The organism is Salinicola salarius (assembly GCF_003206135.1).
GTDB classification, from domain to species: Bacteria; Pseudomonadota; Gammaproteobacteria; order Pseudomonadales; family Halomonadaceae; genus Salinicola; species Salinicola salarius.
Genome location: NZ_PZJT01000001.1, coordinates 118657 through 137538, shown reverse-complemented (window position 1 = coordinate 137538; position 18882 = coordinate 118657). Strand labels below are relative to the sequence as shown.

Here is an 18882-nt window from a genome sequence, read left to right as displayed (position 1 = left end):
CATCGGTTAGCGAAATTTACCGATGAACAGTGATCTCAATCTTCTGACGATGTTCATCGCCGTGGCAGAAGCGGGAAATTTCCGCGCTGCCGCCGATCGGCTGGGTGTGACGCGCTCCGCCGTGAGCCAGGGTGTCCGGCGCCTCGAGAGCGCGCTGGAAAGACCGCTCTTCAACCGGACCACGCGTAGCGTGCGGCTGACGGAAGAGGGCGAGCGGTTACTGCAGGCGGTTTCCACTCCGCTGGAGGAAATAGCGGCCGTGCTGGAGGCCACGCTGGATTCCCCCGAATCGCCCCACGGGCTGCTGAAGGTCACGGCGACATCGATTGCGGAGCGGTTTCTGTCGGGGCCGCTGATCGCTGACTTTGCCGAGAAGTATCCTCACGTCACGCTGGATGTGACGGTGACCGACGAGGAGTTCGACATCGTCGCGCGCGGGTTCGACGCGGGAATCAGACTCGGAGAAGTGATCGAGCAGGACATGGTCGCCATCCCGCTGACCGGGGAGCAGCGTCAGGTCGCTGTCGCCTCGCCGGCTTATCTGGCCCGCCACGGTCGGCCGGGACACCCTCAGGAGTTGACCCGTCACCGTTGCATCGGCTGGCGTCCTCTGCCCGAAACGGCGCCGTATCGATGGGAATTCGAACGTGACGGCAGGGCATTCAACGTGGCGGTCGAGCCGCAGGTGACCACCAACGACATGCTGTTGATGATCCGGACATCGCTTGCCGGCGGCGGCATCACCTTTGGTATGGAAGAGACGTTTCGCCCCTATGTCGAGCGCGGCGAGCTGATCACGATCCTGGATGAATGGCTGCCGCCTTTCGCCGGCTTCTATCTCTACTACCCGAGTCGCCGCACCGTCACCTCCAAGCTTCGCGCCTTGATCGATCATGTTCGCGAGTATCGATAGGCGCGGCTTTCAGAACACGCTGCGCACGATCGGCTTCGAGGTGAAGCTCAAGCCGTTCATCCAGCGCACGGATGGTTCCGCCAAAGGCGACTGGGACGTGGGCATCACGCTCGATGCCATCGTTAGATTAAGCATGCCCGCGATCACCTGGCTCCCGTCTTTAATCCTGTATCAGCAACGGTCGACTAACTCCTTTTTTTGCCGGGTAGCCGCGCGGGCAAAGGCGGTCGGGGATTGGCCAAGCACCTTGCGAAACATATTGGAAAAGGCGCCGGGGCTGTCGTAACCGAGTTCCAGCGCGGTTCGGGTAACGGAGCTGCCGGAGAGCAGTCTGGGAACGGCAGCCATCAGGCAGGCCTGCTGACGCCATACGGCGAACGACAGGCCGGTCTGCTGGCGGAACAGGCGATTGAAGGTGCGTTGGCTGCGGTGCAGTTGATTCGCCCACTCCTCGGGCAGGCTACGAATATGCGGCTGGGCGAGGAAGTCCCTGCAGAGGCTGGCCAGTTCGGGCTTCCGGGGCAAAGGCGCAAAGAGCGGCAGCGATGGCGCCAGTTGCAGCTCGTGCAGCATGAGTTGGGCGAGGGCGCCATCGCGACCGCTCTCGTCATAGAGCGCGGGCAGGTTGGCGGAGGCCAGCAGCAGGTGATGAAGCAGCGGCGACACGACCAGCACTTCGCAACCGGAGGAGGGGCGTGGCGCCGCAATCGGTTCGATATACAGGCTGCGAGTACTGACGCCGTTCATCCGCACACGGTGCCGCTCGCCCGCCGGCAACCAGACACCGCTGTAGGGCGGTACCATCCAGGTGCCGTCATCGGTGTCGACCTCCATCAACCCTGTCATGCCATAGAGAAACTGGGCACGGCGATGGGTATGAAAGTCGAGCAGGGTGCCGGGGCTGTAGTCGGTGCCGATGGCCACGACGGGCCGGGCGACATGATCCACGTCCGCCAGCGGGATATTGCGCATCGTCGTCAACCTGGCCGAAACACGACGATTATTGGCCAACGGGCGAATGTCGGCCACCCCTTATCGGAATATCGTTCCTGTCGTTGGGTTTCTCGGGAGAGTTCCGGTGTATAGCGTATTGCTTCTCTGCGGCGGGCTGGCCGGCGTGACGACCGTGCTGTTCGGTTTCGGTGGCGGTTTCGTCGTGGTTCCCTTGATGGTTACCTGGCTGATTGCCGTCCACGGGGCGGATAGCGTGGCCGGCCAGGCGGCCATGCATATCGCGGTGGCCACTTCGACCGCGCTGATGATCTTCGCTGCCTCTCTATCGTCCTGGCGTCACCACCGGCGACGGACCGTGCAATGGCATCTGGTGTGTCCGCTGGTGGGCTATATCGCCATCGGTGCCGTGCTCGGTGCGGCGGCGGCGGTGTCGGTGAGTGGAGAGTGGGTGCGCTGGCTATTCATCGGCTATCTGGCGATCACGATTGCGGATGCCATTCTGCGGCCCGGTTTTCTGCACCAAGCGAGTGGTGACGTGCGTCCCATGGGCCGTCTGGTGACGGCGATGACAGGCTTGTTCATCGGTATCGTTGCGGCCTTTCTGGGGGTTGGTGGCAGCGTGATGACCGTGCCGCTGATGCGCCGCAGAGGGGCCAGCATGACGGCCGCCACGGCAATGGCCAATCCGTTGTCGTTGCCGATGGCGATCAGTGGCACCGCGACCTATGTGCTGTTATCGGCCGGCGATACCCCGCTGGGCGCCTGGTATGCGGGGTATGTGGATCTGCGCGCCTTGCTGGCGCTGGCGGTGGGGTCATGGCTCGGCATTCGCCTGGCGTCGCGATGGATCGGGCGCATTCCCGATCGCGTTCATGCCGGGGTCTACCTGCTGCTGCTGACTGGCGTTCTGGCGGTGATGGTCGTCATGCGCTGAGTCTCGCCAACGATTTCTCCCCGCTTGACGCTGGCTCCACAAAAGGCGACTGGAACGTGGTGATCCTGGTCTCTGGCGGCGGATTCGTCGCAGAGTGCGTGATATGGTCATTAGACGCCAACGCATCTGGATCAAGCCAACATGAGCGAACAACCACAAATTCTGATTTACGAAGATGCCCAGAAGGCGGTCGACGTGCGTCTGGACGAAGGCCGCGAGACGGTATGGCTGACGCAGCGACAGATGAGTGAGGTATTCGAGACATCGGTCGATAACGTCAGTCTTCACCTAAAGAATATTTATGCCGATGGCGAGTTGGATGAGAGCGCAACTACCGAGGAATCCTCGATAGTTCGTCAAGAAGGCCAGAGGAAAGTAAGGCGGCTTGTTCAACTCTACAACCTCGATGCCATCATCTCAGTCGGTTATCGCGTCAATTCTCGGCGGGCGGTCCGCTTTCGCCAATGGGCAACTCGCGTCCTCCGAGAACATCTGACTCAGGGCTGGACGTTGCACCAGCAACGTTTCGAAGCCAATGCGCGGGAACTGGAGGCGGCAATGGCGCTGGTGCGCAAGGCGGCGCACAGCCCGGCGTTGGATCTGCCGGGCGGTCGCGGGTTGGTGGATATCGTGGCGCGTTATGCGCAGACGTTTTTGCTGTTGCAGCGCTATGACGAAGGGCTATTGAGCGACCCTGAGGTGCAGGCGGGCGGCCGGCTCCCTTCATTGGAAACGGCGAGATCGGCGCTGAACGAGCTGAAAGCGGAACTGATGGGGCGGGGAGAGGCAACCGAGCTGTTTGCGAGGGATCGTAGCGATGGGTTGGCCTCACTGCTCGGCAATCTTGACCAGTCTGTCTTCGGCGAGCCGGCTTACCCGAGCATCGAGTCGAAAGCGGCGCATCTGCTCTATTTCGTGATCAAGAATCATCCGTTCGCCGACGGCAACAAACGCAGTGCGGCCTTTCTGTTCGTTGACTTCCTGCATCGCAACGGGCGCTTGTTATCGGCGACGGGAGAGCCGGTCATCAATGATGTCGGTCTGGCGGCGTTGACGCTGCTGGTCGCGGAATCCGATCCGGCCAACAAGGAGACGATGATTCGCCTGATCATGAACATGCTCGCCAACGACTTCTCGCCCACCTGACGATGCTCGGCGCCAATCCCAAAAAACCGTCGCTCGTCCACTCTAGTGTCGCATCATGAATCCTCTTCATGATGAGCTGAAATCATATCGCTTTTCATGCATCTACAGGCTCTGGCATAAAGAGCGCATCCGCTTCGACGACAGGCGCTGTGGCGCCTGTGGTCGATACGCCAGACAGGGTATTGGCAAACACGTGCTGGCAAACATTGCATTGAGGGGCGCTGGGCCTTCTGACAGCCCCAGCGCCTCTCTCGACAAACAGGGTGCTTGTTCGCGATGGGTCACGATTTCACATTCGATATCAAGAGCGTACGGTTCGACGAGCATTACCGTCCGGCCGAGAACACGCGCACCACGACCAACTTCGCCAACTTGGCAAGAGGGGAGCGCCGCGAGGAAAACCTGCGCAATGCGCTGACGATGATCGAAAACCGTTTCAATGCCCTGGCGCATTGGGATAACCCGACGGCGGATCGCTATGCCGTCGAGCTCGACATCATCACCGGTGAGCTGAGCGTGGGGGCCGAGGACGAGGACGACACCTTCCCGGCGATCGAGATGCTCAAGACGACGATCATCGACAAGCACGCCGACAAGCGCATCCCGGGCATGGTGGGGAACAACTTCTCTTCCTACGTGCGCGACTACGACTTCAGCGTGTGGCTGTCGGAGCACAACCGGGATCGAGCCGAATTCGGCATCCCGGAAGGGTTCGGCGATCTGCACGGCAAGCTGTTCAAGCGCTTTGTCGACTCCGATGCGTACCGGGCTTCCTTCCGCAAGGCGCCGGTCATCTGTCTCAGCGTCTCCAGCAGCAAGGTCTATTGCCAGACCGACAATCGCCACCCGGTGCTGGGCGTGGAGTACGCAAACGACGCGTCCTCGCTGACGGATTTCTACTTCGGCAAGATGGGCCTGCAGGTGCGCTACTTCATGCCGCCGCATGCCGTCGCGCCGCTGGCGTTCTATTTCTCCGGCGATCTGCTCTCCGACTACACCGATCTCGAACTGATCAGCGCCATCAGCACCATGGAGACGTTCCAGAAGATCTATCGCCCCGAGATCTACAATGCCAATTCGGTGGCAGGCAAGCTCTACCAGCCCAGCCTGAAGCACCAGGACTACTCGCTGACGCGCATCGTCTACGACCGCGAAGAGCGCAGCCAACTGGCCGTCGAGCAGGGCAGGTTCACCGAGCGCCACTTCATCAAGCCCTACCGCCAGGTGCTCGAGCAGTGGTCGGCCAACTATTCCCTTTGATCAGCCCGTTCCAACGACTCTTTTGGTCAACCTGTTTCAACTTGATCGACTCGCTCCAACGACACCCTTTGATCAACCCATTATTAAGGTCACTTTTGCATGAAGACTTTGTTGCCCACGTCGACGGCCGGTAGCCTGCCCAAGCCCGCCTGGCTGGCCCAGCCCGAGACGCTCTGGTCACCGTGGAAACTGCAGGACGAGGAGCTGGCCGAGGGCAAGCAGGATGCACTGCGGGTGTCTCTGCACGATCAGCAGCGCGCGGGCATCGATATCGTCAGTGACGGCGAGCAGACCCGCCAGCACTTCGTCACCACCTTCATCGAGCATTTGAGCGGCGTCGATTTCGAAAAGCGAGAGATCGTCAAGATCCGCGACCGCTACGACGCCAGCGTACCCTCGGTGGTCGGCCCTGTGGCGCGCGAGAAGCCGGTCTTCGTGGAGGATGCCAAATTCCTGCGCCAGCAGACCGACCAGCCCATCAAGTGGGCGCTGCCGGGCCCCATGACCATGGTCGATACGCTCTATGACGGCCACTACAAGAGCCGCGAAAAGCTGGCCTGGGAGTTCGCCAGGATCCTCAACCAGGAAGCCCGCGATCTGGCGGCGGCCGGCGTGGATATCATTCAGTTCGATGAACCCGCCTTCAACGTCTTCTTCGACGAGGTGAACGACTGGGGCATCGCCGCGCTGGAAAAAGCCATCGAAGGGGTCGAGTGCGAGACCGCCGTGCATATCTGCTACGGCTACGGCATCAAGGCCAACACCGACTGGAAGAAGACCCTGGGCTCGGAGTGGCGCCAGTACGAAGAGATCTTCCCCAAGCTGCAGGCGTCGAACATCGATATCGTCTCGCTGGAGTGCCAGAACTCCCATGTGCCGATGGAGCTGATCGAACTGATCCGGGGCAAGAAGGTGATGGTCGGAGCGATCGATGTAGCCACCAACACCATCGAGACGCCGGAAGAGGTCGCCAATACCCTGCGCAAGGCGCTTCAGTTCGTCGATGCCGACAAGCTCTACCCCTGCACCAACTGCGGCATGGCGCCCTTGTCCCGCCAGGTCGCGCAAGGCAAGCTGAAGGCTTTGAGCGCTGGCGCGGAGATCGTACGGAGAGAGCTCGCAGCTCGATAGCGGCTTTCTATCCTGCGAATGACGCGACGGTGGTCGTCATGAATACTCTGGTCGGTGGGTTGGCAACGCGTTGCCGGCACCGGCCTTCAGCGTTCCCGAGAAACCTGCCATGACCACCGTCGCCATCTTCGTCGACACCCAGAACGTCTACTACACCGTGCGCGAAGCCTACGGCAAACAGTTCGATTACCGCCGCTTCTGGGCGAGGGTGACGGCGAATCGGGAGGTGGTGACCGCGCGCTGCTACGCCACCGACAAGAATGATCCCAAGCAGCGCGGCTTTCAGAACACGCTGCGAACGATCGGCTTCGAGGTGAAGCTGAAGCCGTTCATTCAGCGCGCGGATGGTTCCGCCAAGGGCGACTGGGACGTGGGCATCACGCTGGATGCCATCGAGTACGCGGCACTTGCGGATGTGATCGTGCTGGTCTCCGGCGATGGCGACTTCGATCTGCTGGCAAAGAAAATCCGTGAGGTGCATGGCAAGCGGGTCGAGGTCTACGGCGTGCCCAAGCTCACCGCGAACTCCCTTATCCAGGCCGCAAGCCAGTTCATTCCGATCGAGGGCGATCTGCTGCTCGGTTGAGGCCTGGGTGTGGCGTCGAGGCAATCCCTGTGCGTGACTTCCTGTGCGTGACTTTCTGTGCGTGCCATCGTGGCGCGACTGGAAGCCTGAGCCCCCCACCGGGGCCGATGTTGTGCGCTTGCCGACGCGTCCAGTTCAGGTGCTCGAACGCGCCCGGGCGTGATCCTCGCGGAAGCGTGCGTGATCGCGGTGCCTGCATCGTCCTCGGCGGCCAGCAACATGCGAAGGGCGGCCGCTTCTTTGAGCGAGCCGATCCTGGCGGAGAGGCGCCGCCGGGTTGGGCATGAATCCAGCCTCTGTTTATGGAGGTCACGATACATTGTCGTTAACATGAGCCAAATTCAGTCGCCAACCCTTGCTCATGCTCAAAGCCAGTCTTCGTCGATATCTGACTCTGTGGTTCGCTGGACTGTCCCTGCTCACACTGCTGATCGTCGGTGTCTATGTGGGCCATATCGCAACCGAACAGGTGAAGCGCGCAAGTGGCAGCGCGCTGTCAAACGTTGCCGGGTCGACTGCTGCGCTGTTGGGCATGCAGTTGCGGGAACACCAGAAGGAAATCTCTCTGCTCGGACACGACCCTCTTCTGGTGCGGGGCGATCTGGACGATCCCGACATATTGCGGTCGATGGAGCTGCGCAGTCAGTCCCGCGCCGAATATGCCTGGATGGGCGTTGCCGACACCGATGGCCGTGTGCGCCAGGCAGTGAACGATTTGCTGCTTGGTCAGTCGGTCGAAGCCCGCCCCTGGTTTCAGGCCGGATTGCGCGGCCCTTACACGGGCGACCCGCACGAAGCCTTGCTGCTGGCCAAAATGCTGCCGTCCAATGCCAATGGCGAGCCCCTGCGCTTCATTGATTTCGCTGCGCCGATCATCGATGACAAGGGCCGGGTCATCGGTGTCCTGGGCGCCCATGCCCACTGGAGCTGGGTGACTTCGATCATTGAATCTGCCGTACTACGGGCCGGCACGACCCCTGACACGCAAGTGCTGATCGTCAACCAGGACGGTCTGGTCCTGTATCCCAAAAAGCTTGCGGGGCAGCAGCAGATTTTGCCCAAGAATGCCGCCGAGGAGCCGGCCTGGTCAGCGGACGAGGAGTACGTGAGCAGCATCGCGCCGGTGCCGATGTCGCTCGGTTCCGATCTCTCCTGGTCGGTCATGGTCCGACAGCCGCTGGAGACCGCGTTGCAACCGGCGCATCACCTGCTCTACAAGCTGCTGGGATTGGGGGTGCTGGCGGCGTTTCTCTTTACCGCGGTGGCCTATTACCTGGCGCGGAACCTGAGCAAGCCGATCGAGCAGTTGGCGCGTGCCGCCAGGCAGGTACAGGACCAACGAACCGGCGTCTCTTTCCCGTTGCACCATCCCGTGCGGGAAATCTCGCAGTTGGGGCGCTCCCTGCAACGCATGACGGACTCCCTGCTGGGCAAGGAACGGGAGCTGCAGGAAGCCAACGCGTCGCTGGAAGCCACCGTCGCGCAACGGACCGAGGCCCTAACGCAGGCCAACGCCGAGCTGCTGCAACTGGCGACCCACGATTCGCTCACTGGCGTGCATAACCGCAGGTGTCTGGATGGAAAGCTGGAAGAGTGCAGCCAGCTTTTCAGACGAACGAACCGCAGCTTCGCCTTGCTGCTGATCGACGTCGATCACTTCAAGAGCATCAACGACAACTATGGTCACGCCACGGGAGACGATGTCCTGACCCGGCTTGCCCAACTGTTGAAGCGCAACACCCGCGCGACGGATTTCGTGGCCCGCTACGGCGGCGAAGAGTTTGCCGTGGTGCTGCCCTGCGGCGAAGACGACCGAGGCCCACAGGAGGCCGCCAGGAACATCCGTGCAGGCATCGCCGCCGCTACGTTCGACGTGGTCGGCAAGGTCACGGTCAGCATTGGCGGGGCGATAGCGTATGCCTCCGATCCCGACGCCGTAGCGCTGATCGAACGCGCCGACCGGCAGCTCTATCAGGCGAAGCAGGCGGGTAGGAATCGGGTGGCCTTCTCGGAATGAGACCGGCGGGGTCGTCACGATCAGTGGAGTCTGCGCTACGGCGCGCCGCCAAGGTCGGACGGACGTCCGTGGGCTCCGCATGTCCTGTGTGATCGCTGACTCATGGCCGTCTTGCGCTGCGTCTCGTCAACGACGCTTCCCTTGTCTGACGCACCGATGCATTCGACATGGGCGTTCGAATACGGCCCGCACATGATTGCAAACGACGATAGAAGTTGGCATCAATAACGTATCATCAAGAGCGGTATTCGCCGAGTTTACCCATGGGAATGGTGTGTAAATTCAGAAAGATAGGAGCCATAAAAAAAAGCACCTTGTCAAAGGTGCCTTCTATTGAAGACAAGGCGTTTCCAAGCACACATGCCAAGGGACGACGGGGACTTTTCCCTTGGCATGTCGCGGTGAATATTCACCTTACTTGCTTGAAGCTCTCTTGGTCACGCTCGAAGGTCTCTTGACCTTTCATTGAGCTCAGGAATTTCGGCCGCCACTGTTACTGTTGTGGCCACCTTTCTTGCCGGCTTCAGAAGCTTTTTCGCGGTCATTGGCGAAGTTTCCACCACTATGCTCTCCGCCTTTCTGGCCAGCTTCGGAAGCTTTCTGGCGGTCATTGGCGAAGTTGCCGCCGCTGTTTTGTCCGCCTTTATGACCAATTTCCTCGAAGTGCTCGCGATCGTGGCTTTCGGCGTTCGCTTTACCGCCTTTCTGGCCGATATTCTCGAAATGCTCACGATCATGGGTTTCGGCGTTGGCTTGGCCACCTTTATGGCCGATGTTCTCGAAATGCTCACGGTCATGGCTTTCGGCGTTGGATTGCCCGCCTTTCTGACCCGCTTCGTTGACGGACATACCTTTGTCTTCGTTACGCTTGCTAGTCATAAAAGCCTCCAGATCATCCAATGATCTTAGAAAATTTATCTGCGTTACATGGATATAGCGTGTGATAAACATGTAACCGTCTTGACCACGCTATGTGATCTAGACAGTGATCAGAATAGACAGGCCATAGTTGTCAGCAAGCTCTCAATGAGGTTGGCGTTTTCCTAGGTTAAAGGAGCGGCGGCGATACAGAGACTCCGTTTTTTACTGTGGGCCAGCATCGGGCTGGCCTTTTGACGCTGGCGCCCGCGAGTGATGAAAAAATGCCCCGATGGAAAAATCCATCGGGGCATTGCGTTGCGTCATCGCGGCATGACGCCATGTCGTGCCGATCACGTTCAGGATGAGGTGTTGGTCTCACCCTCGGTTGCGGCCGGTTCGTCGCCGGAGGTGGCGGCGTTGTCGTCTGACGTGGCAGCGCCGTCCTCGGCTGTGGCGGATTCATCGCCGGTCGTCGAGGAATCGTCTTCGGACGGGGTCGCGCCATCCTCAGGCCCGGTTGCGCCATTCTCTGCGGTAGCGGATTGCTCCATGCCCGTGGCCTGCTGCGAGTCGGCGCCGTCCCGTGTCACCCGCCATACCGCGTTGGTCATGTCGTCGGCGATGATCACCGAGCCATCCGGGGCGACGGTGACGCCGACGGGGCGGCCGCGGGTCTTGCCGTCGCCGGTCAGGAAGCCGGACACGAAGTCGACCGGATCGCCGGCGGGCTGGCCGTTCTCGAACGGAACGAAGACGACCTTGTAACCGGCGAGGTCCGAACGATTCCAGCTGCCGTGCTCGCCGATGAAGACGCCGTTGGTGAACTCGCCGCCCACGGCGTCGTTGGAGAAGTCGACGCCGAGCGGCGCGCGGTGCGAGCCGAGGCTGTAGTCGGGGGAGATCGCCGCTTCCACTCGCTCGTGGTTCTCCGGCTTCACCCGCGGGTCGACGTGCTGGCCCCAGTAGCTGTAGGGCCAGCCGTAGAAGCCGCCCTCCTGAATCGAGGTGAGGTAGTCGGGCACCAGGTTCGGCCCCAGTTCGTCGCGTTCGTTCACCACGGCCCAGAGCTGGTCCGTCTCCGGCTGGATGGTCAGCGCGGTGGGATTGCGCACGCCGGTGGCGTAGGCGCGATGCGCGCCGGTCTCGGCATCGATCTCCCAGATCTCGGCGCGATCCACTTCCGCTGCCATGCCGCGCTCGGTGATGTTGCTGTTGGAGCCGATCCCGACGTAGAGATATTCGCCATCCGCGCTGGCGGTCAGTGACTTGGTCCAGTGGTGATTGATCTCTGCAGGCAGCGGCGTGACCAGTTCCGGCGGGCCGCTGGCTTCGGTCTGGCCTTCCTGATAGTCGAAGCGGACGAGCGAATCCTGGTTGGCGACGTAGAGATCGTCATCCACCAGGGCAAGGCCGTAGGGCGCGTTGAGGTTCTCGGCGAACACCGTCTGCTCCTCGAACGTGCCGTCACCGTCGCCATCGCGCAGCAGGGTCAGCCGATTGCCGCCCTTGACCGAGGTGGTGCCTTTCGACTTGATGATGCCGGCGATGAAATCCTTCGGCCGCGACTTCGGGGCGTTGCCGCCACCTTTGCCTTCCGCTACCAGGATATCGCCGTTGGGCAGCACCAGCGTCTGGCGCGGCACTTTCAGGTCGGTGGCGATGGCGGTGATCGTGTAGCCATCGGGCACCGTGGGTTTCGCATCGCCCCACGGCGCCTGCTCGGGCACGGCCATGTTGGGCAAAAGGCCGCGCTGCGGCTCTGGCAACTCCGGGTTGGCACCATACTGGTCCGGCTCGGCGGCGGTGGCGCCACCGGCGAGCAGGAGCAACGAAAGTGGCGCGGCGTAGCGCATACGAGTCAATGTCATGACTGGCCTCCGGTCTTGCGGCTGGTGAATCCGATCCAGATCGCGGCGAAGGCGAGTACGGCAACGACGATCGAAAGCGTAAAACCCGTGGGCATCGCGGCCCAGGCATCCCTGGCGTGGATCAGGGCATTGATGAAGCCCAGTATCCAGGTCACGAGCAGCAGCACGAAGTAGAAGATGGACAACCCCCGGCTATCGGCAGGGCGGAATATGCCGATGAGCGCGCAGATCAGGGCGAGGCCGCTGAACACGAGACCGCCGGCAATCAGCCAGGAGGAGAAATGGGTCCACTGGATGTTGAAGGTCGTGGAGTAGGCGTAATCGCTCAACGCGGCACCCAGGAAGAGCGGAAAGGCGCCGGCAAGCAACATTCCATGAAGCGGGTTCGGCCCGCTCCGGATCGGTCGTTCGGCAATGTCAGTGGCAGTCACGGCAAGCTCCTTTTGCGGTTGAGTCGTGGGGTTCGCACCAGCATCGTCCTCGACCGGAAGGATCTCCCGGTAACGAGAAAGTCATTCCGGTGCGGACATGCTGTCCCCGTGGCTGGAGTCTAGACGACGTGAAGTGTCTTCACCCAAACGATGACACGGCTGGCTTTCAGCGGCCGCCGTTGCCCCGCCGGGCTATGATGAATGGCGAAATCGTTTGGCGACGAGATAGCGCAGCCGTCCCGCAGCCAGAAGGGGCAAACGGCACTTGCCGATCACGACGGCGAGAGCAGGGGGAACCTCGGCCGAATAGCCGACTCCGATATCCGTCTGCTGTCTTGATTCGCATGAGCTGTCTCGATTCGAATGCGCTGTCTTGACTCGAATGAAAGACGCGCCCCGGCGAAGGCGGCATGATCCGCCGGGCGGTATACAAGGACGACCACGGACCGGTGAAACACGGATGAAAAGCATGAACTCATGGCGGCGATGGTTGCTGGCCGCAACGATAGGACTGGTTTCCAGCCTGTGTCTGGCGCAGGCGCAGGAAGAGGGGGGCGAGAAGGATTGGTATCCCCTCGACTCGTTGAATACCGGGCTTGGCCAGGCGCCGGAATCCGTCAGCCTGAGAACCCCTCGGGAATCGATGCGCAGCTTTCGGGATATGACCGACAGGAGCGACTTCGAGGCGGCGGCACATATCCTCAATCTCGCCGATCTGACCCCGGCGGAGCAGCGCGAGCGGGGCGCCGAGCTGGCCCGCCAGCTTTCGGAGATCTTCCAGCGCGGCGAATCGATCCAGATTTCCCGTCTCTCTGGGCGGCAGGACGCGGCCATCGAGGATCCGACAGGGGAGAACCCTAATGCCGGCGAGCCCCGCCGAGATATCGAGCTGGCCTCCTTGGAGGCCAATGGAGATGCCTACGATATCCGCCTCGGGCGATATCGGGTCGGGGAAGAGGAGCCGATCTGGCTGATCATGCCGGAGAGCGTGGCCGCGATTCCGGCGCTTTACCGGGAGTACGGCCCGACGGCTTTCGAGCGCCATATTCCCGATAGCCTCAAGAAGCCTTTCGGCCTGTTGCGGGTCTGGGAGTGGATCGCCATTCCGCTGGTGCTGCTGGTGGTGGGGCTGATCGGCAAGGGCGTCTATCGGCTGATCGAGGTCATGACCCGCTGGTTGCCTACCGGCTCGCCGAGCATCTTCGCCACCCAGATTCGCGGCCCCGTGGCGTTCATCGTCATGTCGCTGTTGACCCAGGCGCTGCTCGATTACGTCGTCTCCTTCTCGGCAGTCGCGACCACGACGCTGCGAGTGGTGCTGATCGCCATCCTGGCCTGGGGGACCGGCGCCGTCGCGCTGCGTCTGGTCGATACCATCATGCTGAAGATGACGCGGCGTCTCGCCGGGCAGATCGACGACTCCAAACCCAAGGACGACCGCAAGCTGCTGACCACGCTCTACGCGGTGCGTCGGATCATCATCCTGATCATGGTGACGGCGGTCACGATCTACGTGCTGGGACAGATACAACTGTTCGAGACGCTGGGGCTGTCGATTCTGGCATCGGCGAGCGTGCTGGCGGTGCTGGTGGGCGTGGCGGGTCAGGCCGTGCTGGGCAACATCCTGTCGTCGTTCCAGCTGTCGCTGGCGAAGCCGATACGGGTCGGCGATCTGGTGATGTTCGAAGGGCAGTGGTGTTACGTCGAAGGCATTTTCTACACCCATATCCGGCTGCGAATCTGGAACGAGCGACGCCTGATCGTCCCGGTTACCTATTTCGCCTCGAAAGCCTTCGAGAACCTCTCCGCCAAGAGCACCAAGGAGTATCGGAGCGTGGTGCTCACGCTACACCTGAGCGCCGATATCTCGCTGCTGCGGGAGAAGTTTCTCGAGTTCGCCAAGGCAGAGGATAACGTCATCGAGCACCACAAGCTGCTCTGCGCCGTGACCGACCAGACCGGCCCGGCGCAGACCGTGACCTGCTACCTGATGACCGTCGACCCGCTCTCGGGGTGGGCCGCCGAAGTGAGTGTCAGAGAAAAACTGCTGACGTTCATTCGCGACAACCACCCGGAATGGTGGCCGAGGGAGGTGGTGGTGATCAGTCACCGGGATGTCGCCCGAGGCCACGCGACAGGAGACGACGGCGAAACGTCCCAGTGAGCGGCGGGGTTCGTGCGCTGTCGGTTCAACCCGTTGAGGGTTTCGTTCGTTGACGGTTTCGTTCGATCACGACGTCTTTCGTCGACAGGGATTGGCCTCGTTTCGACGCCTCGAGATGGGAGGCCTAAGATGGGAGGCTTAAGATGGGAGGCTTAAGATGGGAGGCTTAAGATAAGAGGCCGGTCATCGGTTTCCCCGGTGACCCGGCTCCCTCACAGCGTCTCTTACCTACAGTTTCTCTCACATAAAGCCTCTCTCACATAAAGCCTCTCTCACATGAGTATCGGCCATGAGCAACTCTGGAAAGCGCGGCGGCGATAAGGAGATATCGGGGCTGCAGCTCTATCTACATGGGCTGGGCATTTCGGTGCGCGACAATGCGCAGGCCTTTGGCTTCTCGATCCTGATCACCGTGAGCTACGGCATCGTCTCGGGGGCGGCCGGCAAGCCGTCTTCGCTCGAGCTGGTCGGCTTCGCCCTGTCGGCGGTTGCCGGCATATCGCTGTTGAACGTGCTGGTTACCCTGCTGAAGGCGGAGGGGCCGGACGACTCCGAGCGCTCCTACGTGGTGCTGGTCGGGACGGCCACCGATTTCCTCTCGGTGGGCGCCGGTCTCGGCGTCGTGTTCGCGGCCAGCATGCTGGGAGGATGGCTGCCCTGGGTTATGGCGCCCTTTCTGGCAGGGGTGACCTACTGCCTGGTGCAGGGGATGCAGATCGCGCTGGCGAAGTTCGGTTCCGACGAAGAAGAGAAGAAGTAAGCCTTCGAGCGGATGCGGCGCTGGTGACGTCGAATCTGCGGCGCCGCCAGGGCAACGAAGCACGAGGACGAACGGCACGAGGACGCAAGCGGCACAAGAGAGCAAGAGCAGACGGTGCAAGAACACCGGGGCAAACGAAACGAGCCCAGGCGATGAATTCGAGCGGCGATGCATTCGAGTGAAGATAGATTCGAGTGAAGATAGATTCGAGCGGCGATAGTTTAGAGCGATGAGGATGACGGCATGAAACACGAATTCTGGCGGGCGCGATGGGAGAACGACCAGCTCGGCTTTCATCTCGCCTTTGTACACCCCATTCTCAAGCGCAATCTGGCGAGCTTCGGGCTGGCGGCCGACGCGCGAATCTTTCTGCCGCTGTGCGGCAAGACGCTGGATATCGGCTGGCTGCTCGAACAGGGGCATCGCGTCGTCGGTGCAGAGTTGAGCGAGATCGCGGTGTCGCAGCTGTTCGAGGCGCTCGGCGTCGAACCGTCGGTCGATGAATGGCGCGGTGGCCGGCGGTGGCAGCATGCGGGGCTGACCGTCTTCCAGGGCGATATCTTCGAATTGACCGCCGCCGAGCTGGGCCCGGTCGACATGATCTATGACCGCGCCGCGCTGGTGGCGTTGCCGCCCGCCATGCGGCCCGGCTACGCCGAGCAGATTCTGGCGTTGGCCGGTGGTGCGCCGCAGCTGCTGATCACCTTCGAATATGATCCGGCCGAGAAGGATGGCCCGCCGTTTCCGGTGCTGCCCGAAGAAATCGAACGGCACTACGCCAATCGCTACACGCTCGAGATGCTATCGAGAAAGGACGTGCTCCAGTCGTCGCTCAACTTCCGCGATGCCGGCGTGACCCGATTCGTCGAGGTCGCGTGGAAACTGCTGCCGGCACGGACTGGCCAGGCCGCGGGTTTCATCCCGCCAGCGCCTCGTCGATGATCTCGAGCCCCCGGCGGGCTTCGGCCGGGGTGACGATACATGGCGGCACCACATGAATGCGATTGGCGACCACGAACGGCAACAGCCCGCGGTCGATCATCCCCTGCTTGAGCCGGGCGACTTCGGCGGCCGGCAGCGGGGCGCGGCTCTGCTTGCTTTCGACGAGTTCGATGGCGTGAAAGACGCCCAGGCCGCGCACGTCGCCGATGATGTCGTGCTTGTCCCGAAGCCGCTCCAGCCCCGGCGTCAGTACCGCTTCGCCGATCTTGGCTGCGTTGCCCACCACGTCTTCCTGTTCCATCACCTCGAGCGTGGCGCAGATCGCGGCCATCGCCAGCGGATGCCCGGAATAGGTCAGCCCGCCGTAGAACATCTCCTCGTCGAAGTGGCTGGCGATGCGCTCGTTGATGATCACGCCGCCGGCCGGGACGTATCCCGAGTTGACGCCCTTGGCGAAGGTGATCAGGTCCGGCACCACGCCGAAATGCTCCAGCGCCAGCCATTTGCCGGTGCGGCCGAAGCCCGCCATCACTTCGTCCAGGATCAGCACGATGCCGAACTCGTCGGCCAGCGCCCGGACGCCCTCGAGATATCCTCGCGGCGGCACCAGAACGCCCGCAGTGCCGGGGATGGTTTCCAGCAGCAGGCCGGCGATGCTCGCCGCCCCCTCGCATTCGATGACGCGCCGGAGATGGTGCAGCGCGCGCTGGCATTCCTCCTCTTCGTTACCGGCCCAGAATTCGCTGCGGTAGAGAAACGGGTTGAAGAACCGGACGTGGCCGCGGGAGAACTCGTTGGGAACGCGCCGGAAGTCGCCGGTCGCGGCGATCGCCGACCCCGTGCCGCCGTGGTAGGAGCGGTAGGCGGAGAGGATCTTCTCTCGGCCGGTCACGGCGCGTGCCATGCGGATGGCGTTCTCGTTGGCATCGGCGCCGGCGTTGGTGAAGAACACCTTGCTGAAACCGGTCGGCGCCAGGTCGAGGATCTTCCGGGCGGCGCGGCCCCGGGCCAGGTTGGCGTGAGCGGGGGCGATCGTGGCGAGCTCGTCGGCCTGGGCCTTGATCGCCTCGATCACGCGGGGGTGCTGATGGCCGATGTTGGTATTGACCAGCTGGCTCGAGAAGTCGAGATAGTCGCGACCGTCGTAGTCCCACAGGCGGCACCCCTCGCCACCCTTGAACACCATCGGCTGGAGCGCGCCCTGGGCAGACCAGGAGTGGAAGACGCCGGCGCGGTCCAGCGCTCTGACGTGATCGTTGTTCACGTTTCCGGTTTGCGAGCTTTCGCGGGTTGTCATGATCGGATCGCCGTGTCAGAGAGTGGGCATGGTGTACTGGTTGGTGGCCTCGCGCAGCCCTGAAGGCCAGCGGGCGGTGACGGTCTTCATGCGGGTATAGAAGCGTACGCCGTCCGCGCCGTGGACATGCAGCGCGCCGAACAGCGAGCGCTTCCAGCCGCCGAAGCTGTGGAACGCCATGGGCACCGGGATCGGCACGTTGACGCCGACCATGCCGACCTGAATCCGCTCGCAGTACTGGCGGGCGCTGTCGCCGTCCCGGGTGAAGATGGCCGTGCCGTTGCCGAACTCGTGATCGTTGACCATCTTCACCGCGGCATCGAAGCTCTCGGCGCGGGCGATGACCAGTACCGGGCCGAAGATCTCCTCGTCGTAGATGCGCATGCCGGGCTTGACGTGGTCGAACAGGGTGCCGCCGATGAAGAAGCCGTCCGTGCCGTGATCGAGACGACGGCCGTCCCGCACCAGCTCGGCGCCTTCGTTGATGCCCTGTTCGATGTAGCCGCTGACCTTTTCCAGATGCTGGCGGGAGACCAGCGGCCCCATGTCGTGATCCGGGCCGTCGGTGATGCTTTCGCCCACCCGCAGCTCGTCCAGTCGGGAAAGGATCTTCTCGCGCAGCGCCTCCGCTGTCTTTTCGCCCACCGGCATGGCGACCGAGATCGCCATGCAGCGTTCGCCGGCACTGCCGTAGGCCGCGCCCATTAGCGCGTCCGCGGCCTGATCGAGATCGGCATCCGGCATGATCACCATGTGGTTCTTGGCCCCGCCGAGCGCCTGTACCCGCTTGCCGTGGGCCGAGGCGGTAGCGTAGACGTACTCGGCGATGGGGGTGGAGCCGACGAAGCTGACGGCCTGGACCCGCGGATCGGTCAGCAGCGTATCGACGGCTTCCTTGTCGCCGTTGACGACGTTGAGCACGCCGTCGGGCAGGCCGGCTTCGCTGAACAGCTCCGCGATGCGCAGGGTGGACGACGGGTCCTTCTCCGAGGGCTTGAGCACGAAGGTGTTACCCGCCGCGATGGCGATCGGGAACATCCATAGCGGCACCATGGCGGGGAAGTTGAACGGCGTGATGCCGGCACACACGCCCAGCGGCTGCATCATCGAGTACGAATCGATGCCGGGGCCGACGTTGAGCGAATGCTCGCCTTTCTGCAGGTGCGGCATGCCGCACGCGAACTCGACCACCTCGAGCCCGCGGGTCAGCTCGCCCCTGGCGTCGGAAAGCACCTTGCCGTGCTCCTTCGCAATCAGCCGGGCCAGTTCGTCGGCATGGGTTTCCAGCAGCGCCTTGTACTTGAACAGCACCCGGGCGCGCTTGAGCGGGGAAAAAGCCGACCACTGCTCGAACGCGGCCTGCGACGAGGCGATGACCCGCTCGGTGTCCGCTTTCGATGCCAGCAGAACCTCGCCGGACTGTCGGCCGGTGGACGGATTGAAAATCGGGCTGGTGCGCGTCGAATCCAGCGCGGCACGCTTGCCGTCGACGAAGTGAGTCAGCTGCTCGGACATGTGACATCGATCCTCTTGTTCGTCAATCGACGATGGAAAACCCGGATGCGGCGCGACGCCGAGCGATTGCCCGGCCGGCCTTCGGCCAAGAGTGAGCCAGGGA

15 protein-coding genes and 2 pseudogenes are annotated in these 18882 nt (G+C 62.3%); 11 read left to right on the top strand and 6 right to left on the bottom strand.

What is annotated here, in order from left to right; translation table 11 throughout:
- The first annotated feature begins 22 nt into the window (after window positions 1-22).
- The gene (locus DOM32_RS00600; protein WP_110630287.1) at window positions 23-913 is read left to right on the top strand and encodes a LysR family transcriptional regulator; all 891 of its coding nucleotides are present in this window, start codon (window positions 23-25) and stop codon (window positions 911-913) included.
- Window positions 912-1034, top strand: a pseudogene (locus tag DOM32_RS17990) (NYN domain-containing protein); the annotation flags it as partial. The gene DOM32_RS00600 and the pseudogene DOM32_RS17990, both read left to right, overlap by 2 nt.
- Window positions 1035-1084: 50 nt before the next feature.
- On the opposite strand, the gene DOM32_RS00590 reads toward DOM32_RS17990, so the two are convergent.
- Window positions 1085-1885 carry an AraC family transcriptional regulator gene (locus tag DOM32_RS00590; RefSeq protein ID WP_110630482.1) on the bottom strand — a complete coding sequence of 267 codons (801 nt, stop codon included), beginning with the start codon at window positions 1883-1885 and terminating at the stop codon, window positions 1085-1087.
- Between the two features lie 106 nt (window positions 1886-1991).
- Between DOM32_RS00590 and DOM32_RS00585 the strand changes: the two genes are divergently transcribed.
- The 6 genes from DOM32_RS00585 (at window position 1992) to DOM32_RS00560 (ending at window position 8941) form a co-directional block, all read left to right on the top strand.
- Window positions 1992-2801, top strand: a complete 810-nt coding sequence (locus DOM32_RS00585; RefSeq protein ID WP_110630284.1) for a sulfite exporter TauE/SafE family protein — start codon at window positions 1992-1994, stop codon at window positions 2799-2801.
- 141 nt (window positions 2802-2942) lie between these two features.
- Window positions 2943-3947, top strand: a complete 1005-nt coding sequence (locus DOM32_RS00580) for a virulence RhuM family protein/type II toxin-antitoxin system death-on-curing family toxin (RefSeq protein ID WP_110630282.1) — start codon at window positions 2943-2945, stop codon at window positions 3945-3947.
- A 276-nt stretch (window positions 3948-4223) separates the two neighbouring features.
- Window positions 4224-5207: a DUF1852 domain-containing protein gene (locus tag DOM32_RS00575; protein ID WP_110630280.1), complete on the top strand. Its 984-nt coding sequence runs from the start codon at window positions 4224-4226 to the stop codon at window positions 5205-5207.
- Between the two features lie 99 nt (window positions 5208-5306).
- Window positions 5307-6338, top strand: a complete 1032-nt coding sequence (locus tag DOM32_RS00570; RefSeq protein WP_110630278.1) for a methionine synthase — start codon at window positions 5307-5309, stop codon at window positions 6336-6338.
- Between the two features lie 109 nt (window positions 6339-6447).
- Window positions 6448-6924, top strand: a complete 477-nt coding sequence (locus tag DOM32_RS00565) for a LabA-like NYN domain-containing protein (RefSeq protein ID WP_110630276.1) — start codon at window positions 6448-6450, stop codon at window positions 6922-6924.
- Window positions 6925-7285: 361 nt separating this feature from the next.
- Window positions 7286-8941 (top strand): sensor domain-containing diguanylate cyclase, encoded by a 1656-nt coding sequence (locus tag DOM32_RS00560; protein ID WP_110630274.1) that lies wholly within the window; start codon window positions 7286-7288, stop codon window positions 8939-8941.
- A gap of 471 nt (window positions 8942-9412) precedes the next feature.
- On the opposite strand, the gene DOM32_RS18420 is transcribed toward DOM32_RS00560, so the two are convergent.
- The 3 genes and pseudogenes from DOM32_RS18420 to DOM32_RS00545 all read right to left on the bottom strand — a co-directional run bounded on the left by DOM32_RS18420 (window position 9413) and on the right by DOM32_RS00545 (window position 12101).
- Window positions 9413-9892 (bottom strand): con-10 family general stress protein, encoded by a 480-nt coding sequence (locus tag DOM32_RS18420; RefSeq protein WP_478012841.1) that lies wholly within the window; start codon window positions 9890-9892, stop codon window positions 9413-9415.
- Window positions 9893-10371: 479 nt separating this feature from the next.
- Window positions 10372-11670: pseudogene (locus DOM32_RS00550) on the bottom strand (PQQ-dependent sugar dehydrogenase); the annotation flags it as partial.
- Window positions 11667-12101 (bottom strand): DUF2231 domain-containing protein, encoded by a 435-nt coding sequence (locus tag DOM32_RS00545; RefSeq protein WP_110630268.1) that lies wholly within the window; start codon window positions 12099-12101, stop codon window positions 11667-11669. The pseudogene DOM32_RS00550 and the gene DOM32_RS00545, both read right to left, overlap by 4 nt.
- A gap of 460 nt (window positions 12102-12561) precedes the next feature.
- Here DOM32_RS00545 and DOM32_RS00540 point away from each other — a divergent pair, with 460 nt between their 5' ends.
- From DOM32_RS00540 to tmpT, 3 genes are all read left to right on the top strand, one after another.
- Window positions 12562-14265, top strand: coding sequence for a mechanosensitive ion channel family protein (locus tag DOM32_RS00540; RefSeq protein ID WP_110630266.1), 1704 nt, complete (start codon window positions 12562-12564; stop codon window positions 14263-14265).
- 289 nt (window positions 14266-14554) lie between these two features.
- Window positions 14555-15025, top strand: coding sequence for a hypothetical protein (locus DOM32_RS00535; RefSeq protein WP_071229869.1), 471 nt, complete (start codon window positions 14555-14557; stop codon window positions 15023-15025).
- 243 nt (window positions 15026-15268) lie between these two features.
- A complete protein-coding gene (gene tmpT, locus DOM32_RS00530) occupies window positions 15269-15967 on the top strand; it encodes a thiopurine S-methyltransferase (RefSeq protein ID WP_110630264.1) in 699 nt (232 codons plus the stop codon).
- On the opposite strand, the gene DOM32_RS00525 is transcribed toward tmpT, so the two are convergent.
- Both DOM32_RS00525 and DOM32_RS00520 read right to left on the bottom strand, forming a co-directional pair.
- Complete coding sequence (locus DOM32_RS00525) at window positions 15942-17231, bottom strand: aspartate aminotransferase family protein (RefSeq protein ID WP_244179746.1); 1290 nt, start codon at window positions 17229-17231, stop codon at window positions 15942-15944. The genes tmpT and DOM32_RS00525 overlap by 26 nt on opposite strands.
- Before the next feature lie 48 nt (window positions 17232-17279).
- Window positions 17280-18779 (bottom strand): CoA-acylating methylmalonate-semialdehyde dehydrogenase, encoded by a 1500-nt coding sequence (locus DOM32_RS00520; protein ID WP_071229866.1) that lies wholly within the window; start codon window positions 18777-18779, stop codon window positions 17280-17282.
- Window positions 18780-18882 lie beyond the last annotated feature (103 nt).